Source organism: Alloprevotella sp. OH1205_COT-284, from assembly GCF_003859795.1.
In the GTDB taxonomy this organism is placed as follows: Bacteria; Bacteroidota; Bacteroidia; order Bacteroidales; family Bacteroidaceae; genus Alloprevotella.
On the sequence record NZ_RQYI01000001.1, the window covers coordinates 148,101 to 168,595 of the forward strand.

Sequence of the window (20,495 nt, forward strand, 5' to 3'; positions counted from 1 at the left end):
GTTACGTCAAACTTAACGCTCTAAAACTTGTGAACCCCGCGCCCATGCTCTCCGACCACACCGAACGCTATAAAATGTATCTTCTCCTCGAACAAGGATTATCGGAAAACACTTGTGAGGCTTACGAGCGAGATTTGCGTCGTTTCTTCGAATATCTCTCGCAAGACGATACGGATCCGCTCACCGTCACGCTCGACCAACTGCATCTGTACACCCGGCATCTCTTTGAGTTGGGCATTTCTCCGCGATCCATAGCCCGAATGCTCAGCGGCGTACGTTCGTTTTATCGTTTTCTTCAACTCGACGGACAAATAGCACAAGATCCCACCGAGTTGCTCGAAAGTCCGCGCATTCCGAAGCATTTGCCCGATGTGTTGAGTCTTGAAGAGGTGGAAAGCATCATGGCGGCCATTGATTTGGAGTTGCCGGAAGGGCAGCGGGATCATTGCATGATAGAGTTGCTTTACAGTTGCGGACTTCGCGTGAGTGAAATTTGCAGTTTGAAGCTCTCCGATCTTTTTCTCGATGAGGGCTTTATCCGAATTATCGGCAAGGGCAACAAACAGCGCATCGTTCCGATTTCCAAACGTGCCGTTCATGAGCTTTACAACTGGTTTGACGCGCGCCGGCAGATCAAAATCAAACCCGAAGAGGAAGACTATGTTTTTGTTTCGCAGAGGCGGGGGAAACACCTTTCGCGCATCACCGTGTTTCACAACATCAAACAATATGTTTCGACTGCCGGCATCGAAAAAGAAGTGTCGCCACACACCTTCCGCCACACCTTCGCCACACATCTCTTGGAGGGAGGGGCATCGCTCAGGGCTATTCAAGACATGTTGGGACACGAAAGTATAGGAACAACCGAAATCTACACGCATCTCGACAGCAGAAATCTGAGAAAACAGGTGTTGGAATGTTTTCCGAGAAACAGAAAATTCAATGACGACGAGATGCTTTGAAACACCGATTGGTTTAACTTCAAAATACCTAAAATCATGAACAAAAAAACACAACGATACGTGCAAGTGCTATCTTTGAAATCCGATCCCGAACTGATTCGTACCTACAAACAGTGGCACACGAAAGGACACATCTTTCCCGAAGTGGTAGACGGACTCAGAGCCGTCGGAGTGGAAGAGATGGAAATCTACATTGCCGACAATCGGCTTGTGATGATCGTCGAGGCAGGCGACGACTTTTGTTGGGAAGAGGCTTTCGACACACTCTCTATCCTGCCCCGACAAAAGGAGTGGGAAACGCTGATGGACGGATTTCAGGAATGTGTTCCCGGACGTCCTTCTTCGGAAAAGTGGAAAATGACGGAACGTTTCTTTAAGTTGTCTGAAATGTAGGCCTCTGCCCCACGGGCGGCTTCGTGTCAAAACACTTGTCGATGAAAAACGCGACAAGGCAGGGGCGCATGCCCTTTTTCGCTCGTTTCGGCACAAAAGTGAAATGCCCAAAGAAGTCAGACCAACACTTTTCGATCGCCGAAAAAGAAGCGGGCGACACCCGACAGTTTCATTGCCCGAGTGATGATGAAACTTCCCGAAACGCTGATGAAGAGCGCGACGACGGCAAAAAGAACTCCCGTCCGATCAAACGAAAAGACCGCAACGAGCGGTTTGCACAAAAGGGTGAAAATGGGAGAAAACAACAGCAACGGAAGCGTGTTGCGTCCCACAAAATTGCTCCACGTGCGAACGCGTAGCGGCAAATGAGGATAGAGGGCGAGCAGCAGCGAGAAGGAGAGATAGGTGATGAAAAGCCCCGGCAGCGTGCCGCGATGAAGATTGTCGGGATGAGAGCACAGCAGAGCAAGCGGAAGAAGGGAGAGAAAACTCGGTCTGAACACCGCCGAAAAAGAAAGACGGCTTTGACGCAACACAACGCCGAGGCCGAAATAGAGCGCATTGTCCCACGAAAGCAAACCGACTTCGGAAAACAAAAAGAAGACCAAGCCGAGCAGAAAAAATCGGTTCGCCGTGTGTCGAAGCGGCAGACGAAGACATCCGTATGCCGCGAGCGAACAAAGGATCAGTGTGTGGAGATACCAATAAGGCCCCAAAGGGTGAACAAGGAGTTTTTCAAGAAAAACGAGCGGTGTGAGCGTTTCGATGTGTTCCCGAATGGGCAACACGGCAGCCATCAACACATAGCCCGTTTCCATAACGGCGTAGGGCACAAACAGCCAAAGCAGCGTTTTGAAGAATTGAAACGGTGATTTGGCTGTATTCATCAGCAGCCCCGACAACAGCAGAAATCCCGACATGTGGAAGGTGTAGACCACCGATTTGAGATAAGGATATTTGTCGCCGATGTAGACCAAATGAAAGAGAATCATCAAGAGGATAAATACGCTTTTCAAAAAATCTATGTTTTCATTTCTTTGTGTCATGGTTGAAACGGAAATTTCCTTGGGAGAGGAGGGGAGTGAAAACGGCGATTGGCATTCGGTAGGGTAGGCGATTGGCGAGAGGCAGGGAGGGCTATTGCTCTCTTCGCAAGGGGTAGTGTCCGCGCAGCTGTTCGAATAGCGAAACATCGGCTTTGAGCGCGCGAGTGTCTTCGGAGGGGTCGTAGAGGCGCAACTGTTCTTTGGCGGCAGGCGAAAGGGCGGCCGTCCGCTCGCGATGAGCGTTGCCATAGGAGAAGTCGGCAGGGAGCATGGGTGGCCGGATGTCGAAATCGACGGCGAGAGAGAAATGTAGGGCTACGGCTTGAAGACTCATTCGTGTGCCGTTGGCTTTTCCGTCTGCGCTGTAACCGGCAATGTGTGGGGTGGCGATAAATGCCCTGTCGAGCAATTCCTCGTCTATGCAAGGCTCGTTTTCCCACGTGTCGATCACCGCTCCCGAAATCAAACCTTTGCGCAGAGCCGCTTTGAGTGCGGCCGTGTCCGCGCATTCGCCGCGGGCGGCGTTGATGAAAAGCGGACGGCGGCGCAGGCTTCCGAAAAAGTCGGCATCGGCCAAATGGTGGGTGGGGTGAGGAGTGTCGGTAGTCAGCGGAGTGTGAAACGTGACGACGTCTGCTTCGCGTGCCACATCGGCCAGAGTGGCCGGTTCGCCTTTCGGCGGATCGCAACGCAGAATGCGGCAACCTTCGGCTTGGAGGGTTTCGGCCACGGCCGTCCCCACATTTCCCATCCCGACGATGCCCACCGTGAGCGGGCGGTCGAAGGGTAGTGTGCCCGAAGAAAAACGCGTGTCGATCAAACCTTTGGCCGAGGCGAGCAACATGGAGTTGCGCACATATTGTGCCACGCTTTGTGCGTTGCAACCGGGGCAGTTTTTCCAAACCAAGCCTTTGCTTTCGAGATAGTCCTTGTCGATGTGGTCATGGCCGATGGTGGCCGTGACCACAAGTTGCACGCTGCTCCCGTCGAGCAATCTGCGATCAACCCGGGTGCGGGTGCGAACGATCAAGACGTCGGCATGGCGTACGTCGTCGGCCGTGATTTCGGCTCCGGGTTTGTAGATGCACTCGCCCAATCGCTCGGCATGGCCACGGATAAAGGGAATGTTGTCGTCGATGATGAGAAGCATGGCTTTGAAAGTGGGTTGCGGTGTGGCAAACGGTTGAAAAACGGCTGCAAGTGTGTGGAGAGCAGGGTGGCAAAGAGCTTATTCGCCTCGGTTTCTGAGGCGTTCGATGTTGCGTTGGTGAGTGTTGATCTCTTTGCGATCCTTTTTTTGTTTGATGAGCTTACCGGGTTTTTGCCGATCGAGCGGTTTCGAGCGAATATCCCAATTTTGGTTGATGTCCCAGTTGGCACGCACGCCCAGCTCTTCCGGAAAATAGAACACGGCTTCGGGCGGTTGTCGTGTTGCCCACTCTCCGGGCGTCCAGCGTCCGTCGCCGTTTTTGTCGTCGAAGCAGCGCAAATAATAAGCTCCCGGAGTGACGTAGTAGAACTCGGCACGATTTCCGACAACGGGGCTTTCGCGCACCACTCGGCCGGAATTGTCAAGCAGCTGAACCCGAAAACTCTCGGAAGCTCCCGCGAGCGAGAGAAAGACAGTGCCGAAATCTTCAAGTTTGGAGATAGAGAAGTTGGTCGTCAATTTGTTGTTGAAGCGGCCATAGATGCTTTGAAATGCCGTTGAGTCTATTTGCAATTCGTATTGTTGTCCCGGTCGCCATTCGGCTCTGAGGGTTCGGGCAAGGATATCTCCGGCGACGGAGTCGAGTTCGAAAGGAGCTTCGTGTAATAGCGAATCGACTTTCAGCATCAAGTGTATGCCCTTGATGTCGAGGCGCGCGAGCGGTTCGTCGAATCGGATCATCACATTTTTGTCGGGCACGAGCGTGCCGCTCACACCGGCGGTGAGTTTCAGGAAATCGATGGGCGGTTGTTCGTTGGAATAATCTCCCCGTTTGTGCCGTCGTTCGCGTTGTTTTTCCCATTTGGCCAGTTCCTTGCTTTTTTCGGCCTTTCGTTTGGCCATTGTGGTGCGTGGCACGAGTTCGAGGGTGTCGGTGTTGAGAAAGTTTTTTTGCAAGGAGTCATCCCACGCTTCAAAGGTATAGGCAAATCGCAAGGTGTCTTGTTGTAGCAAAGTGGTGTCTGCCAGCCAATAGTGTATGGTGTCGTTGCCTTCCGAGCGTTGTTGGATGAACGCTTTTTCGGCCTTGAAGTTGAGGCCGCGAATGGTGGGAACATGTGTCGAAGGGGCGGTGAAAAACGTGGTGAACAGCTCCGGAATGTCGCGTTGGGCTTTGAGAAAATGTCGCGGCTGTCGCGCTTCTTTGAAAGCCAGCAACACAATGTCGTCGGGCAGGAAGCGAGTGTAGGGAGTGACGCGAATGGAGTCGTAGCGAATGGTGTCTACCCACAGTGTGTCGTAGCGCACGGCAGGTATGGAGCTTGGCGTGAGCTGTTTGTCGTGAAACGCAATTTGTTCGCCGGGCTGCGAAAAACGAAAATCTCCGTCGGCGTCTTGCAAAGTAAAGATGTTGTAGTTTTTTGCTGCCGAAACGCCCTTGATAGAGAAAAAGCCGGAGGCATCCGTCCGCGCCACTCTTCGGAAAGGCGTTTTCGTAAATGCCGTGTCGGCATCGCTCTCGTGCAAACCCACGAGTATGCCTTTGATCGGTTCGAGATCTTCGGCATTGAGCACCCGTCCCGACATCTCCATGGTGTCGGTCACGGCTCCAGTGGAAAAAATGTAGGTGTAAAGGCCGAGCGGATTTCCCTCATTGTTGTCGGATATGGCGTCGGAGAAATCTACGGTGTAGGTTGTGTTCGGCTGAATGGTGTCGAGAATTTCGACGGTGATCCTTCTGCCCGACACTTTTACTTCGGGCGGTTCGTTTTGTGGCGGCGAGACCACGATTTTTTCGCTCGGATTGTCCACTTTGATGAGTTCGTCGAAAATGAGCGAAAACTTGGTTCGCTTTGTTCCCACCACTTTTTCGGGCGGCGTCATGTGGACAATGCGTGGCGGTGTCTCGTCGTAGGCTCCGCCGTCGGGCCCGTTGCCTTGATTGGCGCAACTCACTGTCAGGTGGAGTGCGGCAGAGAGCAAGAGGAAGAAGAAGGAAATGCGTTTCACGGAGAATGAAAATGGTGTGTAAACAATAAATCAGAGCATGGTCAGCACCTGCTCGATGATGTCGCGATGGTTTGACAGACGGGGCACTTTGTGTTGTCCGCCGAGTTTGCCGCGGCTTTTGAGCCAATCGTTGAACAGTCCCTCGCGTGCCGGAATGATTTCGAGTCGTTGGAGGGTGATGTCTTTGTATCGTTTGGCGTCGTAGTCGGAGTTGATGTTGCGCAGTGCGTTGTCGAGTGCATCGGCAAAAGCCTCGATGTCGTCCGGTCGGCGTCGAAATTCCACCACCCATTGATGACGGCATTTTCCTTCGGCATCCATGAAGACGGGTGCGGCGGTATATTCGCTCACTTCGGCTCCCGTGGCCTCGCAGGCGGCTTTGAGTCCGCGGTCGGCATTGTCTACCATGAGTTCTTCGCCAAAAGCGTTGATGAAACTCTTTGTGCGACCGGAAATGATGAACTTGTAGGGACGGACGGAGGTGAACTTCAACGTGTCGCCGATTTGGTAACGCCACAAACCGCAAGAGGTCGAAATGACGAGCGCATAGTTTCGGCCGGCCTCCACTTCCCAAATGGGGAGCAGCGTGGGGTGCTCCGTGCCGACTTCTTCCAAGGGAATGAACTCGTAGAACACGTCGTAGTCGAGCATGAGTGTCATGGCCTTGTCTTCGGGGTCGGTTTGCAGTCCGAAGAAGCCCTCCGAAGCGTTGTAGGTTTCCATGTAGTGCATTTTCTCGGAGGGGATCATGCGCAGATATTGTTCGCGATAGGGTGTGAAAGCCACGCCGCCGTGGAAAAACACTTCCAGATTAGGCCACACCTCATCGACGGTTTTCGCTCCCGTGATTTCGAGCATGCGGTTGAGTACCGACATCATCCACGATGGCACGCCGCTGATCGACGTCACGTCCTGATTCATCGTTTCGCGGGCAATGCGGTCGCGTTTGAGTTCGAAATCTTCGAGCAGTGCCGTTTCTTTTTTCGGCACGCGGAAGAGGCGCACGAAGGGGCTGACGTTTTCGTTGAGAATGGCCGAGAGGTCGCCCACGAGCGAGTGGGGCGAATTGTAGTTGGGCTGGTGGCTGCCGCCGAGAATGAGGGCTTTGCCCGAAAACAGGCGGCTGTCGGGATAGTTGCGCAGGTAGAGTGCAACGGAGTCGCGACCGCCGCAATAGTGCAAGTCTTGCAATCCTTGTGCGCTGACGGGGATGAATTTACTCTTGTCGTTGGTCGTGCCCGACGACTTGGCGTACCACCTCACCCTGCCCGGCCAAAGAATGTCTTTCTCTCCGTGTCGCATGCGGTCGATGTGGTGTTTGAGCATCTCGTAGTCACCCGTCGGCACACGGTTTGCGAAATCTTCGTAAGAACGAATGTCGGCATATCCGTGTTGTTCGCCCCACAACGTGTGGGAGGCTTGACGGATCAGTCGTGTCAAAACGGCTCGTTGCAATTCTTCGGCACGATGGGCATAACTGTCTATAATGCGTACGCGACGACTGAAAAAATGACGTACAAGAGGAGTGATGTTCATGTTGTGAGAATGGGGTGTGGAAAAAGAAAGAAAAACACACCGCCCCACGGCGATTCATTGCCGGCGTGTGCGGCTGAGATGGAGTTCGAGGGTGGCGATGTCTTCGGGATAGGTCAGTTTTATATTGCTTTCTTCGCCTTCGACAAGGGCTATTTCGGTTTCGGGAAGATAACGAAAAACGACTCCGCAGTCGTCCGTTCCGCAAAATGAAGGGTCGAGCAATGCGCGCCGATACGCTTCGCGGATAGTTTCGGAGCGGAAAGCCTGCGGCGTTTGTACTCGGCGAAGTCGTGAGCGGTCGGGCAGGGAAATCATCTTGCCGCAGTCATCGACTTCGATCATGGTGTCGATGGCGGGCAACACGACATTTACGGCTTCGTGCGTTTCGAGCGCGGCACACACTTTGTCAATCAGGGCGACGCTGACGGCGGGGCGCACGGCGTCGTGAAACACGAAATTGACGCTTTCTCCTTCGTAGGCGGCGAGTGCGGCGAGCGAAGAGTCGTAGCGTTCGCGTCCGCCGGGCAACACGCCTTTCACTTTCGCGGCCGCCGTCTGCGAAACGATCTTCTCTGCCTCTTGCACGAAGTCGGCGTGTGAGATGATGATGATCTCGTCGATAAGGTCGCAGGTTTGAAAGGCGTTCAAACTGTGTTCGAGCACGGTTTTTTCGGCAAGTTTCAGAAACTGTTTCGGCTTTTCCGCTCCCAAGCGTCTGCCTCTGCCTCCGGCCAGCAACACGGCTATGTTTTTTCGCATGATGAAGAGGTGAATGGTTGCAAGGCCGTTGGGTGCAATCGTCGTTTTCCGTCGGTGGATCGCGTTGGGCTGTTGTCGTTTGGCCTTGTGTTCCGCAAAGTTAGTGTTTTCGCGCGAAAGTGTGACGCCCTCGCGGCATTTTTAGAAAGGTTGGCCGATGTTCGGCCGACGGAGTTGGCGTTGTATGTGCCAAAAACGCAATTCTCGGTGTGTGTCGGGAGGAGTGGCGTTTCTATTGCCGCTGTGTCCGAAACGAAAGAAGCCATCTTCCACTGAAGACGGCCATCTTTCGAACATAGACATAACAATTTAAATTCTTACTCTGATAAGAAAGGGTTCGGCTTTTCGGCCGACAGCCTTATTATCAGATTGCACTGCAAAGGTAGAGAGTTTTTGTGCGCCTCGCAATACCTATTTTTAGTGATTTTGTGATACCCTTTTCGGAGTAGTAAGTGTTATTTATCACCATTTGGATCCGAAAAACGGCTTATTATGTCAAGAATAAGGGTGAAAATCTTGTCATGTGGTGAGTGTTTGCAGTTGCGACCATGGTCGCCGGGGTGTGCATCGGCTCATCCGCAGACAGGGGTGTGTTGCCCGTTGTGGGGGTCAGTCGAAAAATTGTCGCCAGTCGTCCTTGCCGTATTTTTTTGAAGGCGTGGCGAAATCTTTTTCCGTTCCTTTTCGGTTTTTCTTTTTGTCTTTCGCGCCGTTTCCTCCCTCGGCGTTTTGTTTGCCATTTCGGGAGTGTTCGGTGCGGCGTTTGTTGTTTTGTCGTCGTTGTTTGTCTTCGGCACGTTCGTGTTCCGATTTGTCGGCACTGTCTACCACGACTCGGCGTTCTCCCACTTTGGCTTTTGCCATTTTGCGGATCACCATTTCGGCATCTTCTTCGGGCACTTCAAAGAAGGAGCAGTTGGGCAGCAGGTCGATACGCCCGATTTCCACCTTGCCCTTGATGTAGCGGTTGAGTAGGTTGATGATTTCGCGAGCAAAGAAGTTGTCGCGTTTTCCGAAGTTGAGGAAGAGCCGCTTGTAGCCTTCTTCTGCGACGTGTTCTCCGTTGGCGTTGCGTTGTCGTTTGGGGCGTTCTCCGCCTTTCGCGCTTTCTTTTTCGGGTCGTTCGGAGGGTTGCACGATTTGTGGCGCGTTGGCATAGTAGTTGGCAAAACGTCCGAACTCGCTTTGCACGATGCGTTTGATGAGGTCTTCTTTCGAGAGCCATTCCAGTTTGTGCGTCACTTCGAGGAGGAAGGGTGCGATTTGTTCTTCGTCGACATCGACATGTTCCAACTCGTCGATCACCTTGTAGAGCTGTTTGGTGCAGATTTCTTTGGGGTCGGGCAGGAGTCCGGCTTCAAATTTTTTGCCGATGACCTTTTCGATGAGCTTCACCTTGCTCTTTTCGCGCAGGTGGATGATGGAGATCGAAGTTCCTCGTTTTCCGGCTCTTCCGGTTCGTCCGGATCGGTGGGTATAGTTTTCGACGTCGTCGGGCAGTCCGTAGTTGATGACGTGTGTGAGTTCTTCCACATCGAGACCTCTTGCGGCCACATCGGTGGCTACGAGCAGCTGGGTGCGGTGTTGTCGGAATTTCTGCATGGTCAGATCGCGTTGTGCCTGTGCCAGATCTCCGTGCAGTGCTTCGGCGTTGTAGCCGTCTTTGATGAGTTGGTCGGCCACTTCCTGCGTTTCCATGCGCGTGCGGCAAAAGACGATGGCGTAGATGCGCGGATAGTAGTCCACGATGCGTTTGAGTGCGTGATATTTGTCTTGTGCCTTGACCATGTAATACACGTGGTTCACGTGTTCGGCTCCTTCGTTGCGGCTTCCCACCACGATTTCCCGATATTCTTTCAAGTAGCTTTTGGCGATGCGCTCAATGGCGGGTCCCATGGTGGCCGAGAAGAGTAGAGTTTGTCGCTCTTCGGGCATTCCGGCAAGGATTTCGTCGATGCTTTCGGTGAAGCCCATGTTGAGCATCTCGTCGGCTTCGTCGAGCACTATGTTTTTCACGTTTTCGAGGCGTGCCACGCCGCGGTTCATCAAGTCGATGAGGCGTCCGGGGGTGGCGACGATGACCTGACAGCCTTTTTTGAGTTGTCGGATCTGTCCTTCGATGCTCGTTCCGCCATATACGGCGGCCACGTGCAGGCCGTCGATGTATCGGCTGTAATCTTTGAGATCGTCGGCGATTTGCAGACACAATTCTCGTGTGGGACTGAGGATGACGGCTTGCGTGGTGCGATCGTCGGCATCGATGTTGTGGAGCACGGGCAGGCCGTAGGCGGCGGTTTTGCCCGTGCCGGTTTGTGCCAATGCGATGATGTCGTTTTGTGGAGTGTTGCTCTCGTCGTTGTGGAGCAAGCAAGGAATGACGGCCTCCTGCACAGGGGTGGGGGAGGCGTATCCTATTTCACTGATGGCGGTAAGGATTTCGTCCTTGACGCCCAGTTCGGCAAATGTTTTCAAAAAGGAAATGTTTTAACAATGATAAAAACGAGTTTTCTGCGCTTCGGCTCGATAAACCATCGCTTTGCAAGAGCATTTCGTGCGCGAAAACCGATACAAAAGGCAAACAATGAATTTCTGAACAGGGCAGCCATTTCTCATGTTCGCCTTTTCATTGTCGTGCAGTTCGACTGCAAAGGTAGCGGATTTGATTGAGTTGTGTGTAAAAACTCGATAAAACAAATTTGTTTTAACTTTCATTCCGAAGAATAGGAGTGATAATGCTCGGGATATGAAGCAAATTGCCCGTTCGGAAGGCTCGCTTCGATGGCATGAAGGGAGCGGGATGTGGGGCTGAAATCCGAAAATCGATGGACGATACTCGGCCGAATTTTGAAAAGACCGATTGTTTTTTCCGTGTTTTCCCGATGTTCCGGCGTGCCGATGCGACGCCGACAGACGGGCTCGGATTTGCCTCCTATGCGTTGAAAAAAATCTACCTCAGAGCTAAAAATTTCTACCTCAGAGCCGGATTTTTTTAGCTCTGAGGTAGATTTTCGGGCGAACAGTGGGCGAAAAAGGGCAATGTGGTTTCGATGAGGCCGCCCGGTGGGAGAATTGGGTTTTTCTACCTTCTCCGCAAAGGGCGTGGCGTATTGAGGTCGAGGGCTGTGGACGAGGGTATGTCGAACCGAAGGGCAGTGCCGGCTGCCCACTGTGTGTGTGTTGCCGGAGGGTCAGCGATGTTGGGGAGAAAGGGTTTTCTTTATGGGCGCAAGGAGGTTTTTGCGCGGCATCTTGGCCGTAAATTCTCCGTGAGTGATCTGTTCGATGCAGAGGGGAACATAGATCTGCGTGTAGGCTGCTCCTTGGCCGTAGGTTTCCTCTTCGTAGAAAAAAGCTATGCGGCCGTCGGGTTGCTGAACCATGGTGCTGTATGCGCTGTTGATTTTCGACACTTCGTAAGGGCCTTTCCAATCGGCGGCAAACTGCGAGGGGGTGCGGTAGTAGAGCTGGGAGTAAAGGGGTTTGAAATAGATGCCCACGCGCGAACGTCCGGGCCCCAGAGGTACGCTTTGCAAGGCAAGGCGCACAGTTTTTCGGCTCTTTTTGTGGATGGCGTCCACGATGAGTATCTCGCCGTTGCAGCTGTTTTTCACCGCCTGCACTCCGCCTTGCACTCCGGCCGAAGCCACAGGCTCGCTCCACACGCCGGTGGCCTTGCGGCGGCTGATGTAGGAGTAGATGTTGTAGATGCGTCCGCCCCATGCTCGGCTCGACAAGACGACGTTGCCGTTGGGCAGTTCTTCGATTTTGGGTTCGTCGCCTTCGGGAGCGGGCGAGGTGTGGATGCTGCCGAGCGATTTCCATGTGCGTCCGAAATCGTCGCTATACACCACGCGGTTGCCGCCGGGGCGTGCGCAGAGGGCGGCATAGAGGCGATAGTAGCGGCCGACTTTGATGATGCGGCTTTGGCAGATCCGGCCGCTGCCGAAGAAGAGGGCATTGACGTTGCCGAGACGGCTGCCGTCGAAAAGGGAGTAGACAGACTCGGTGATGTCTTGCGGCGTGCTCCAACTGTGGCCGTTGTCGTGGCTGCGGAGAATGGCGACGCGGTTGGGGTTTTGGCGCGTGGTGGAGGAGTGGGAGTAAACGGTGTTGCCCGTGACGCAGACAATAATCACCTCGTCAGACCGACTGTCGGCCACGATAGCCGCATCGCCATAGCCGCAGGTGGGCGAGCCTTTGATACCGTCGCCTTCGGCCAACACCAGCTCTTCGCTCCATGTCATGCCGTTGTTGGCGGAGAACCGATAGCGGAGATCGACCCGACCGAAACCGATGTCGCCGCCACAGGGACGATAGTCGGTGATGGCGAGGAGTGTGCCGTTGTGGGTGGAGGCAATGGCAGGGATGCGATAGGGAGTTTGTCCGGGCAGGGTTTTGAAAAGAGGCTGCTCCATGCCGATGTCACACTTGGGGGCGGCGGCAGGGGCGGGCATGCCGGATTGTTGTGCCGAAAGACCGAGGCCGACGGCAAGAAGAAAAAGAGTGGCGAAGAGAGAACGTTTCATGATGAAGACGGACATTGGTGATGGAGCAAATATAGTAAATTCTTTTCATAATTGTTGAAAAATGAAAAGAATTGATGGATTTTTCCTTGCCTATTTTCGGCTTTCCGACCATTGGGGGACAAAAACGCGGTCATCGCGTTGAAAATCGAAAAAGTGAAAGGGGGGAGCGGAAAGCGTCTTTTCGGAAAATCCGCCAAAAGCCGAGGGAAAATGTGGGGCAAAGAAAACTCCGCCCAAACCGTTTGCGGATAGGGCGGAGTGAAGAGAGGGGCGAAGCCGATGCCTGCCAAAGCGGAGGGGTGGAGGCTTCGGCGAAACTATGTTTCTGACGGAGATGCGTTTTTGGCTTGGTCGGTTTCGATGAGGCGGAGCAAGCGATCGACGGCATCTTCGGTCGGGATGTTGCGCTCGACACAGGTTTTTCCGCGATACAGACTGACTTTGCCGGGAGCTGCGCCGACATATCCGTAGTCGGCATCGGCCATTTCGCCGGGGCCGTTTACGATGCAGCCCATAATGCCGATTTTCAGCCCTTTCAGGTGGGAGGTGGCGGCTTTGATGCGGGCGATCGTGCCGGGCAGATCGTAGAGCGTGCGTCCGCAACCGGGACAAGAGATGTATTCCGTTTTGGTCATGCGGAGCCGTCCGGCTTGCAAAATGGCAAAGGCCGTTTCGTCGCGTTCGGCCAAAGGCGAGGCGAGCATGAGGCCGTCGGTGAAGCCGTCGAACATCAAAACGCCCGTGTCGGCCGCCGCCTTGATTTGAAAGCCCTCTTTGTCGGCGTCGCCGTATTGTTGGCAGAAGATAATGGGATTTGTGAGCCGCTCGTTGCCCATTTCGTGTACCAAGGCACGGAGCTCGCCGCTGCGGTTGGCATGGTGGCTTTGCGCGATGACCACCATTTCGGGATGCACGCGGAGGCAGGCTTTGACTTCGTCGTTGAGTTGAGCATAAGAAAGGAAGAGAAATTTGGCGGCTGCCGTGCTCTGATGAACAAACATGAGATACTGCGGCGTGTAGGCCGGGAAAGTGCCTGCCTCTCCCGTCCACGAGGGAGCATCGACAATGGCCGAAGCCGTGTGTTTGCGCCAGTCGGAAGGGAGTGTGTCGCCGAAATAAGCGTAGTCGGGCAGGGGAGTGGAGGGAGTGGCGGAAGGCACGGCCAAACGGGCATCGGCGCGATAGGACACGACGACGGGAGCGTGTGTGCCGCCGATGTTGAGCACCGGACAGGTGGGGCGACGCTGCGGTCGAAGCCAGTCGAAAAGAGGGCATTGCGAGGCCGGAATGCGGTTGTGACCGGAACGCGAATTGAGCACATAGGCCGCGAGTTGATAGGCCACGGGAATTTCGGCTTCGGGAGCTTCGGAGAGAGAAACGCGAATGGTGTCGCCGATGCCGTCGGCCAAAAGCGCGCCGATGCCCACTGCGCTCTTGATGCGGCCGTCTTCGCCCTCTCCGGCTTCGGTCACGCCGAGATGCAGCGGGAAGGTCATGCCTTCGCGGCGCATAGTGTCGACAAGCAGACGCATGCTTTCGACCATGACAACGGTGTTGGAGGCTTTGATGGAAACGACTGCGTTGCGGAAGTCCTCTTTCACGCAAACGCGCAAGAACTCCATGCAACTCTCGACGATGCCGGCGGGCGTGTCGCCATAGTGGCACATGATGCGGTCGGAGAGGCTGCCGTGGTTCACGCCAATGCGCAGGGCAGTGCCGTGGGTTTTGCAGATGTCGAGCAGTCGGCGAAATCGGGCTTCGAGGCGTTCGAGTTCGGCGGCATACTCTTCGGGTGTGTATTCGAGGCTTTTGAACGTGCGGGCGGGGTCTACGTAGTTGCCGGGATTGATGCGCACTTTCTCGACGATGGTTGCGGCCACGTCGGCCACGTTGGGATTGAAGTGCACATCGGCCACGAGGGGAGTGTTGTAGCCGCGGCGGCGCAGTTCTTCACGGATGTTGCGCAGGTTTTCGGCCTCTCGTTTTCCCTGAGTGGTGAGGCGTATGTAGTCGGCTCCGGCTTCGATGATGCGTATGCACTGTTCGACGCTGGCCTCGGTGTCGGTGGTGAGTGTGGTGGTCATGCTCTGCAAGCGCAATGGCTTTCCGCCACCGAGGGGTGTGTTGCCCACGCTCACTTCGTGGCTGGGACGGGGATTGTAGTTGAATAAGTCCATGTTCGAAATGGGGCAGATGAAGAGAGAAGTGGGCAGAGAGGATGCGTCGTCCGCCGCCGTTCTGCCCACTTCTTTTGTTTAGCATTTGAATTTGTAGTCCGTGGCGGCCAGTTCTTCGTTGGCTTTCACGATTTTGTTTTTGAGATTGCGCTTGTAGTCGGCAAGTTTTCGTGCCACGGTTTCGTCTCCCAAAGCAAGCATCTGAACGGCAAGTATGGCGGCATTCATCGCTCCGTTCACGGCCACCGTCGCAACGGGAATGCCGGGCGGCATCTGCACAATGGAGAGGAGGGCGTCAAGGCCGTCGAGCATGCCCTTGATCGGCACGCCGATGACGGGCAGGGTGGTGTTGGCGGCGATGACACCGGGCAGAGCGGCGGCCATGCCTGCGGCGGCGATGATGACGCGAATGCCGCGATCGGCCGCTCCCGTGGCAAACTCTTCCACTTCGGCCGGCGTGCGATGTGCCGAAAGGGCATTGATTTCAAACGGAATTTCGAGTTCGTCGAGCAGACGTGCGGCTTTGTCCATAATGGGGAGATCGCTCGTGCTGCCCATGATGATACTGATGAGTGGAGTCATAGTGGTGAAAAGAATAGACGCTCTGCGATGACCGGCGTGTGGAGGAGAGGCCGGATCTTTCGGAGGGAGCGGAGGTTATGGATTGATTTTGAGCAGATCGGAAGGAGTGGGGTGCAGGGAGCTTGTCGGAAGAACCGCACCGGCGACGGCGCGCGGCGTGTTCAGATGAAAAAGACAACGCCCCAACCGCAAAGAATGCCCACGATGACGCCGAAAAGCAATTCGCGGTAGTTGTGTACTTGCAAAATCATGCGGCTGCTGCAAACCGCACCGCTGAGCAAAATGGCAAGGCAGAGCCAAAAGGTGGCGTTGAATTGAAACACGAGCGAAAAGGCCATGAGCATGCCGATGACGCCTCCCGAAGCGGCCGCGTGGGTAGAGATTTTGATCCACATGTTGATCACGGCACACACGATTTGGAGCAGAAGTGCCGACATGACCACGGTGGAGAGAAAAGTGGGGATGTGGAGCGATTTCATCAAGATGTACAGACTGCCGTAGCAGAGGATGTTGATGATATAGGGCACGAAGCGTCGCTCGCGACGGCTCATTTGGTGGCTCGTCCAGCCGTTGATGCGACGATAGAGGTAGATGGCCGAAAGGGGAAAGATCCAAGTGAAAATAATCACGATGCTGCCGAAAGCGAGTCGGTATCGGTTGTCGAGCTGATTGAGGTAGCTGAACAGCAACAAGAGCGTGACCGCCACGGTGGGGAGGTAGAACGGCGTGAAGAATACGGAAATCGCTTTGGCCGTGAGGATGATATATCTGTTTTTCATTGCCCGACGGAATGGTTGTGGATGGCGAAAATGTGTTGTGCTGGTGAGTTTCATCGGCGCAGTCCCGATTTGGGAATGCCGAGTTGCTCGCGATATTTGGAAACGGTGCGTCGTGCCACTTTCATGCCGCGTTCGGCGAGCATGGCGGCCAGTGCTTCATCGGAAAGAGGGGCTTTTCGATCTTCGCCGGCCACGATTTCGGCAATGGCGGCTTTGACTTTTCGGGCGGCGAGGGTTTCGCCGTCGGCCGAGGTGAATTGTGTCGAGAAGAAGTGGCGGAGCGGATAAGTGCCGAAGTCGGTTTCGACATATTTTGAATTGACGGCTCGCGAAACGGTGCTGATGTCCACGCCGGCCGTTTCGGCGATGTCTTTGAGCACCATGGGGTGGAGCAGGGTTTCGTCGTCGTCGGCCACAAAAAAGTCGCGTTGCCGTTCGACTATGGCTTCCATGACGCGCTGCAAGGTATAATGTCGGCGACGTATGCTTTCGATGAACGACTGTGCCGCCTCCACTTTTTGTCGAGCATAAAGGAAAGCTTCCTCTTGTGCGCGGGTCAGTGCGGCTTTTTCGCCTTTTTCGCCTTTTTCGGCGGCTTTGTCGTGTGCCCGTCGGTGCATGACGATGGTTTCTGCAAAGGAGGGGCTGACGCGCAGTTCGGGAATTTGTCCGCGGTGTTGCACGACCGTGGGTTCTCCGCTCTCGTCGAGGTAAACGCGAAAGTCGGGTACAATGGTCGGTGCGGTGCTGCGTGCCGTTTCCGAGAGCATGCTGCCGGGGCGTGGGTTAAGGTGTGCTATCTCGTGGCGGATGCAGGAAATGGTTTCCTCATCTACGTCGAGCCGCTCCCGAATTTTTGTCCAGCGAGAGTGCATCAGGTCGTCGAAACACTCATCGACCACTTGCCGCGTCCAACCCGTGAGAGGGAGCTGCAACAGCAGGCACTGTCGAAGGTTTCGCGCTCCGATGCCGCGTGGTTCGAAACTTTGCAGCATCGCGGCCAGACGATCGATCTCTTCGGGGGTGGTGTCGATATACTCTTGAAAAGCCAACTCGTCGCATAGCGTTGCGTTGTCCTTTGTGAGAAAACCGTTCTCGTCGAGCGATCCGACGAGATAGGTGAGAATGGCTGTTTCGTGCTCGTCAAGAGAGCGTTCGCCGATTTGACGATACAGATTTTCGTAAGACGTTTCGTCGTCGGCAATCTGACGTTCGTGACGGTTGTCGTCGCCCAAACGGTTGTAGGCCTCCCGCAGATTTTCGGGCACGTCGTCGAGTGTGCGATAGTCGCCGAGGGCATCGTTCAAGGCGTCGCCCGGCGTTTCTTTGTCGTAGTCGGGTTCGCCCCACTCGTTGTCTTCGTTTTCGCCCACTTCCAAGGCTTCGTTGTCGAGAAGTTCGTTTTGCAACCGCTCCTCGAAATCGGCCAGCGGCATCTCTATGAGGCTCGACAGCAAGACTTGTGCGCTCGATGCGATTTGCACCTGCGTTTGCTGTTGCTGTTGTTGAAAACCTTGTCGGTGAGCCATATTTTACGCGTGATTATTACTGCAAAAATACGATTTTTTCCGCATTCTCCGCATCAAAGGCCGATTTATTGCATGGGGAGGTGGCAGGCTTTTCGTTTGTGAATCGTGTGGCGGCATTTTCCGCACGAAACACGCTTTCGGCCAAAATCACCGCCCGATGCCGCATGCCTCTCGTCAGTGGGCTTCCAGCCAGTTCTTGCCCTCTCCGCATTCGGCGAGCAGGGGCACCCGCATGGCGTAGGCACGTTCCATTTCTTCCACCACGAGGGTGCGGACGCGTTCGAGTTCGTCGAAAGGCACGGAGAAGTTGAGTTCGTCGTGTACTTGCAGGATCATTTTTGTTTGCAAACCTTCGTGTTGCAATCTGCGGTCAATGGCGATCATGGCCAGTTTGATGATGTCGGCCGCCGTGCCTTGAATGGGAGCATTGACGGCATTGCGCTCGGCATACCCCCTCACGGTGGCGTTGCGCGAACTGATGTCGGGCAGGTAGCGTCGGCGTCCGAAGAGGGTGAGTATGTGTCCTGTTTCGCGCGCTCGTTCGATGCTTTCGTCCATGAATTCCCGTACGCGAGGATAGGTGGCGAAGTAGTTGTCAATAAGTTCCTTGGCCTCTGTTCGCGATACGCCCATGCGCTCCGAAAGTCCGAAGGCGGAGATGCCGTAGATGATGCCGAAATTTGCGGTCTTGGCCTTTCGGCGTTCGTCTCGGTCGATTTCTTCGAGCGGCTTTTGAAAGATGCGTGCCGCCGTGGCGGCGTGGATGTCGCGGCCGTTGTTGAAATCGTCGATCATGTGGGTGTCGCCACTCAGGTGTGCCATGATGCGCAGCTCGATTTGGGAGTAGTCGGCACTGAAAAAGGTGCAGCCTTCTTCGGGTACGAAAGCGCGTCGAATTTCTCGCCCGTCGTCGCCGCGCACGGGAATGTTTTGCAAGTTCGGATTTGAAGAGGATAGGCGGCCGGTGGCCGTTACGGCCTGATTGAAAGAGGTGTGGATGCGACGGGTGTGGGGGTTGATGAGTTGCGGAAGGGCTTCGACGTAGGTGGAAAGCAGCTTTTTCAAGCCGCGGTGCGCCAGAATTTTTTCGACGATAGGATGCTTTCCGCGGAGGCTTTCGAGCACTTCTTCGGAGGTGGAATATTGTCCGGTTTTGGTCTTTTTGGCTTTCTCCGATATTTTGAGTTCGTCAAACAGCACTTCGCCCACTTGTTTTGGAGAGGTGATGGTAAACTCACGCCCGGCCATTTCGTAAATCTCGTTTTCGAGGCGGAGCATTCTTTCTCTGAACTGGTTGCCGGTTTCTCGGAGTGCATCGGTGTCGAGTCGCACGCCGTTTTGTTCCATTCGTGCCAAGACGGGCATGAGGGGCATTTCGATGTTGCGAAACACGTCGTAAACTTCCTTTTCTCTCATCTCGGTTTCGAGCGGAGCTTTGAGGGCGAGAGTGATGTCGGCATCTTCGCAAGCGTAGTCTTTGATTTCGGACGGCGGGAGGTCGGCCATGTTTTTTTGTGTGCGACCGCTGCCGATGAGTTCCTCGATACGAATGGTGCGATAGTGTAGATAGACTTCGGCCAAGTGGTCCATGTTGTGCCGCTGTTCGGGTTGCACGACATAGTGTGCGAGCATGGTGTCGAAAAGTCGGCCTTTGATCTCGACGCCATACCGTGAGAGAACGATGATGTCGTATTTGAGATTTTGCCCCACCTTCTCTGTTTTTTCGCTTTCAAAGAACGGACGGAAAACTTCGAGCATTTTTCGAGCTTCGATTGTTTCACGTGGAACAACAACATACCAAGCGCAATTTCCCTCGACCGCAAAGCTTATTCCCACCAATTCCGCCTCGTGGGCATTGACGGAAGTCGTTTCGGTGTCGAATGCTACGACTTCAAATGTCAATAGTTTTCTACAAACTTCTTGGGCTTTTTCAAGATTATCAATGAGATGATATTCGTGCTCTCTTGTTTTTATGCTCTCAAAATCGGCGTCGAAATCGTTTTCCGACAAGTTGCTCGAATCTGAGCCAAAGAGAGAGGGGCTGGGATCGAATAGCGAGGGCTCTTTGTTGGGATTTTTTTGCAATTTCTTCTCTTCGTCCAAAAAACGAGTGATGAAGGAGCGAAATTCCAATTCTTCAAAGATTTTTCTCAGTTCTTCCTTGTTCGGCTCCTTGCGGCTCATTTTCTCCCAGTCGAGTTGTAGGGGGACGTCGGTTTTGATCGTGGCCAGAAATTTGGAAAGACGGATCAGTTCGGCATTCTCCTCCACTTTTTTCTTTTGTGCGCCTTTGAGGCGATCGGACGAGGCGAGGAGATTTTCGACGGATCCGAATTCTCCGATGAGCTTAATGGCTGTTTTTTCTCCCACACCGGGACATCCCGGAATGTTGTCGGCCGTGTCGCCCATCAGTCCGAGCAAGTCTATGACTTGGGTGGGGTGGTCGATCGAGTATTTCCGACAAACCTCCTCGACACCGAGTTTCTCCAATCCGGCGGCTCCCGTTCCGGGGCGACACATGGTGATGTTTTCGGCCACGAGTTGGGCATAGTCTTTGTCGGGGGTGATCATGTAGACCTCCACGCCTTCTTGTGCGGCCTTTCGGGCGATTGTCCCGATAACGTCGTCGGCTTCATAGCCGGGCACTTCGATGGTGGCAATTTGGTAGGCTTCGACGATGCGTTTGATTTCGGGCACCGCCCATTTGATGTCTTCGGGCGTGGCTTCGCGGTGGGCTTTGTAGTCGGGGAAGATGTCGTGACGGAATGTGCCTCCGGGCGGATCGAAACAAACGGCCGCGAAGTCGGGGCGGAGGGTGCGAAGGAGGTCTTCGAGCGTATTGACAAAACCGAAAACGGCCGAGGTGTTCTGACCTTTTGAATTGACGCGCGGAGAGCGGATCAAGCCGTAGTAGGCACGGAAGATCAAAGCATAAGCGTCAAGGAGTATTAATTTTTGCATGTATCCTGTTTTTTGACCCTCAAAAGTAATCAAAATAATCTGCATTATCCCCTTTTTTTCGTACTTTTGTAAATTGAAAAAATAA

The 20,495-nt window shown here is 54.3% G+C and carries 14 protein-coding genes; 2 read left to right on the forward strand and 12 right to left on the reverse strand.

All coding sequences use genetic code 11. The features are described from left to right. The first annotated feature begins 44 nt into the window (after positions 1–44). A complete protein-coding gene (xerD, locus tag EII14_RS00580) occupies positions 45–962 on the forward strand; it encodes a site-specific tyrosine recombinase XerD (RefSeq protein ID WP_124930692.1) in 918 nt (305 codons plus the stop codon). A gap of 36 nt (positions 963–998) precedes the next feature. Beyond that, positions 999–1,355, forward strand: a complete 357-nt coding sequence (locus EII14_RS00585) for an L-rhamnose mutarotase (protein WP_124930628.1) — start codon at positions 999–1,001, stop codon at positions 1,353–1,355. Positions 1,356–1,471: 116 nt separating this feature from the next. On the opposite strand, the gene EII14_RS00590 is transcribed toward EII14_RS00585, so the two are convergent. The 12 genes from EII14_RS00590 to polA form a co-directional block, all read right to left on the reverse strand. Beyond that, entirely contained in the window at positions 1,472–2,401 is a 930-nt protein-coding gene (locus tag EII14_RS00590) for an acyltransferase family protein (RefSeq protein WP_124930629.1), read from the reverse strand. A 91-nt stretch (positions 2,402–2,492) separates the two neighbouring features. Continuing rightward, positions 2,493–3,551 (reverse strand): 4-phosphoerythronate dehydrogenase, encoded by a 1,059-nt coding sequence (locus EII14_RS00595; protein ID WP_124930630.1) that lies wholly within the window; start codon positions 3,549–3,551, stop codon positions 2,493–2,495. A 78-nt stretch (positions 3,552–3,629) separates the two neighbouring features. Beyond that, positions 3,630–5,561 (reverse strand): Ig-like domain-containing protein, encoded by a 1,932-nt coding sequence (locus tag EII14_RS00600; protein ID WP_124930631.1) that lies wholly within the window; start codon positions 5,559–5,561, stop codon positions 3,630–3,632. A 30-nt stretch (positions 5,562–5,591) separates the two neighbouring features. Further along, positions 5,592–7,097 (reverse strand): GH3 auxin-responsive promoter family protein, encoded by a 1,506-nt coding sequence (locus EII14_RS00605; RefSeq protein WP_124930632.1) that lies wholly within the window; start codon positions 7,095–7,097, stop codon positions 5,592–5,594. 54 nt (positions 7,098–7,151) lie between these two features. Next, on the reverse strand, positions 7,152–7,856 hold the full coding sequence (gene ispD / locus EII14_RS00610) for a 2-C-methyl-D-erythritol 4-phosphate cytidylyltransferase (protein WP_124930633.1): 705 nt from the start codon (positions 7,854–7,856) through the stop codon (positions 7,152–7,154). Positions 7,857–8,465: 609 nt separating this feature from the next. Then, a complete protein-coding gene (locus tag EII14_RS00615; RefSeq protein WP_124930634.1) occupies positions 8,466–10,328 on the reverse strand; it encodes a DEAD/DEAH box helicase in 1,863 nt (620 codons plus the stop codon). 716 nt (positions 10,329–11,044) lie between these two features. Then, positions 11,045–12,382, reverse strand: a complete 1,338-nt coding sequence (locus EII14_RS00620; protein WP_158608287.1) for a sialidase family protein — start codon at positions 12,380–12,382, stop codon at positions 11,045–11,047. Between the two features lie 317 nt (positions 12,383–12,699). Next, the gene (locus EII14_RS00625) at positions 12,700–14,559 is read right to left on the reverse strand and encodes a 4-hydroxy-3-methylbut-2-en-1-yl diphosphate synthase (protein ID WP_124930636.1); all 1,860 of its coding nucleotides are present in this window, start codon (positions 14,557–14,559) and stop codon (positions 12,700–12,702) included. A gap of 78 nt (positions 14,560–14,637) precedes the next feature. Beyond that, positions 14,638–15,141: a 5-(carboxyamino)imidazole ribonucleotide mutase gene (gene purE, locus EII14_RS00630; RefSeq protein ID WP_124930637.1), complete on the reverse strand. Its 504-nt coding sequence runs from the start codon at positions 15,139–15,141 to the stop codon at positions 14,638–14,640. Positions 15,142–15,302: 161 nt separating this feature from the next. Continuing rightward, positions 15,303–15,920, reverse strand: coding sequence for a hypothetical protein (locus tag EII14_RS00635; RefSeq protein ID WP_199733838.1), 618 nt, complete (start codon positions 15,918–15,920; stop codon positions 15,303–15,305). Between the two features lie 50 nt (positions 15,921–15,970). Further along, positions 15,971–17,449: an RNA polymerase factor sigma-54 gene (rpoN, locus tag EII14_RS00640; protein ID WP_124930639.1), complete on the reverse strand. Its 1,479-nt coding sequence runs from the start codon at positions 17,447–17,449 to the stop codon at positions 15,971–15,973. A 174-nt stretch (positions 17,450–17,623) separates the two neighbouring features. After that, positions 17,624–20,410 (reverse strand): DNA polymerase I, encoded by a 2,787-nt coding sequence (polA, locus tag EII14_RS00645; RefSeq protein WP_124930640.1) that lies wholly within the window; start codon positions 20,408–20,410, stop codon positions 17,624–17,626. Positions 20,411–20,495: the final 85 nt, after the last annotated feature.

Excerpts from the sequence above, each read along its gene's own strand:
- xerD (WP_124930692.1), top strand. The coding sequence starts at position 45 with ATGCTCTCCGACCACACCGAACGCTATAAAATGTATCTTCTCCTCGAA.
- EII14_RS00585 (WP_124930628.1), top strand. The coding sequence starts at position 999 with ATGAACAAAAAAACACAACGATACGTGCAAGTGCTATCTTTGAAATCC.
- EII14_RS00590 (WP_124930629.1), bottom strand. The coding sequence starts at position 2,401 with ATGACACAAAGAAATGAAAACATAGATTTTTTGAAAAGCGTATTTATC.
- EII14_RS00595 (WP_124930630.1), bottom strand. The coding sequence starts at position 3,551 with ATGCTTCTCATCATCGACGACAACATTCCCTTTATCCGTGGCCATGCC.
- EII14_RS00605 (WP_124930632.1), bottom strand. The coding sequence starts at position 7,097 with ATGAACATCACTCCTCTTGTACGTCATTTTTTCAGTCGTCGCGTACGC.
- ispD (WP_124930633.1), bottom strand. The coding sequence starts at position 7,856 with ATGCGAAAAAACATAGCCGTGTTGCTGGCCGGAGGCAGAGGCAGACGC.
- EII14_RS00620 (WP_158608287.1), bottom strand. The coding sequence starts at position 12,382 with ATGAAACGTTCTCTCTTCGCCACTCTTTTTCTTCTTGCCGTCGGCCTC.
- EII14_RS00625 (WP_124930636.1), bottom strand. The coding sequence starts at position 14,559 with ATGGACTTATTCAACTACAATCCCCGTCCCAGCCACGAAGTGAGCGTG.
- purE (WP_124930637.1), bottom strand. The coding sequence starts at position 15,141 with ATGACTCCACTCATCAGTATCATCATGGGCAGCACGAGCGATCTCCCC.
- EII14_RS00635 (WP_199733838.1), bottom strand. The coding sequence starts at position 15,920 with ATGAAAAACAGATATATCATCCTCACGGCCAAAGCGATTTCCGTATTC.
- rpoN (WP_124930639.1), bottom strand. The coding sequence starts at position 17,449 with ATGGCTCACCGACAAGGTTTTCAACAACAGCAACAGCAAACGCAGGTG.
- polA (WP_124930640.1), bottom strand. The coding sequence starts at position 20,410 with ATGCAAAAATTAATACTCCTTGACGCTTATGCTTTGATCTTCCGTGCC.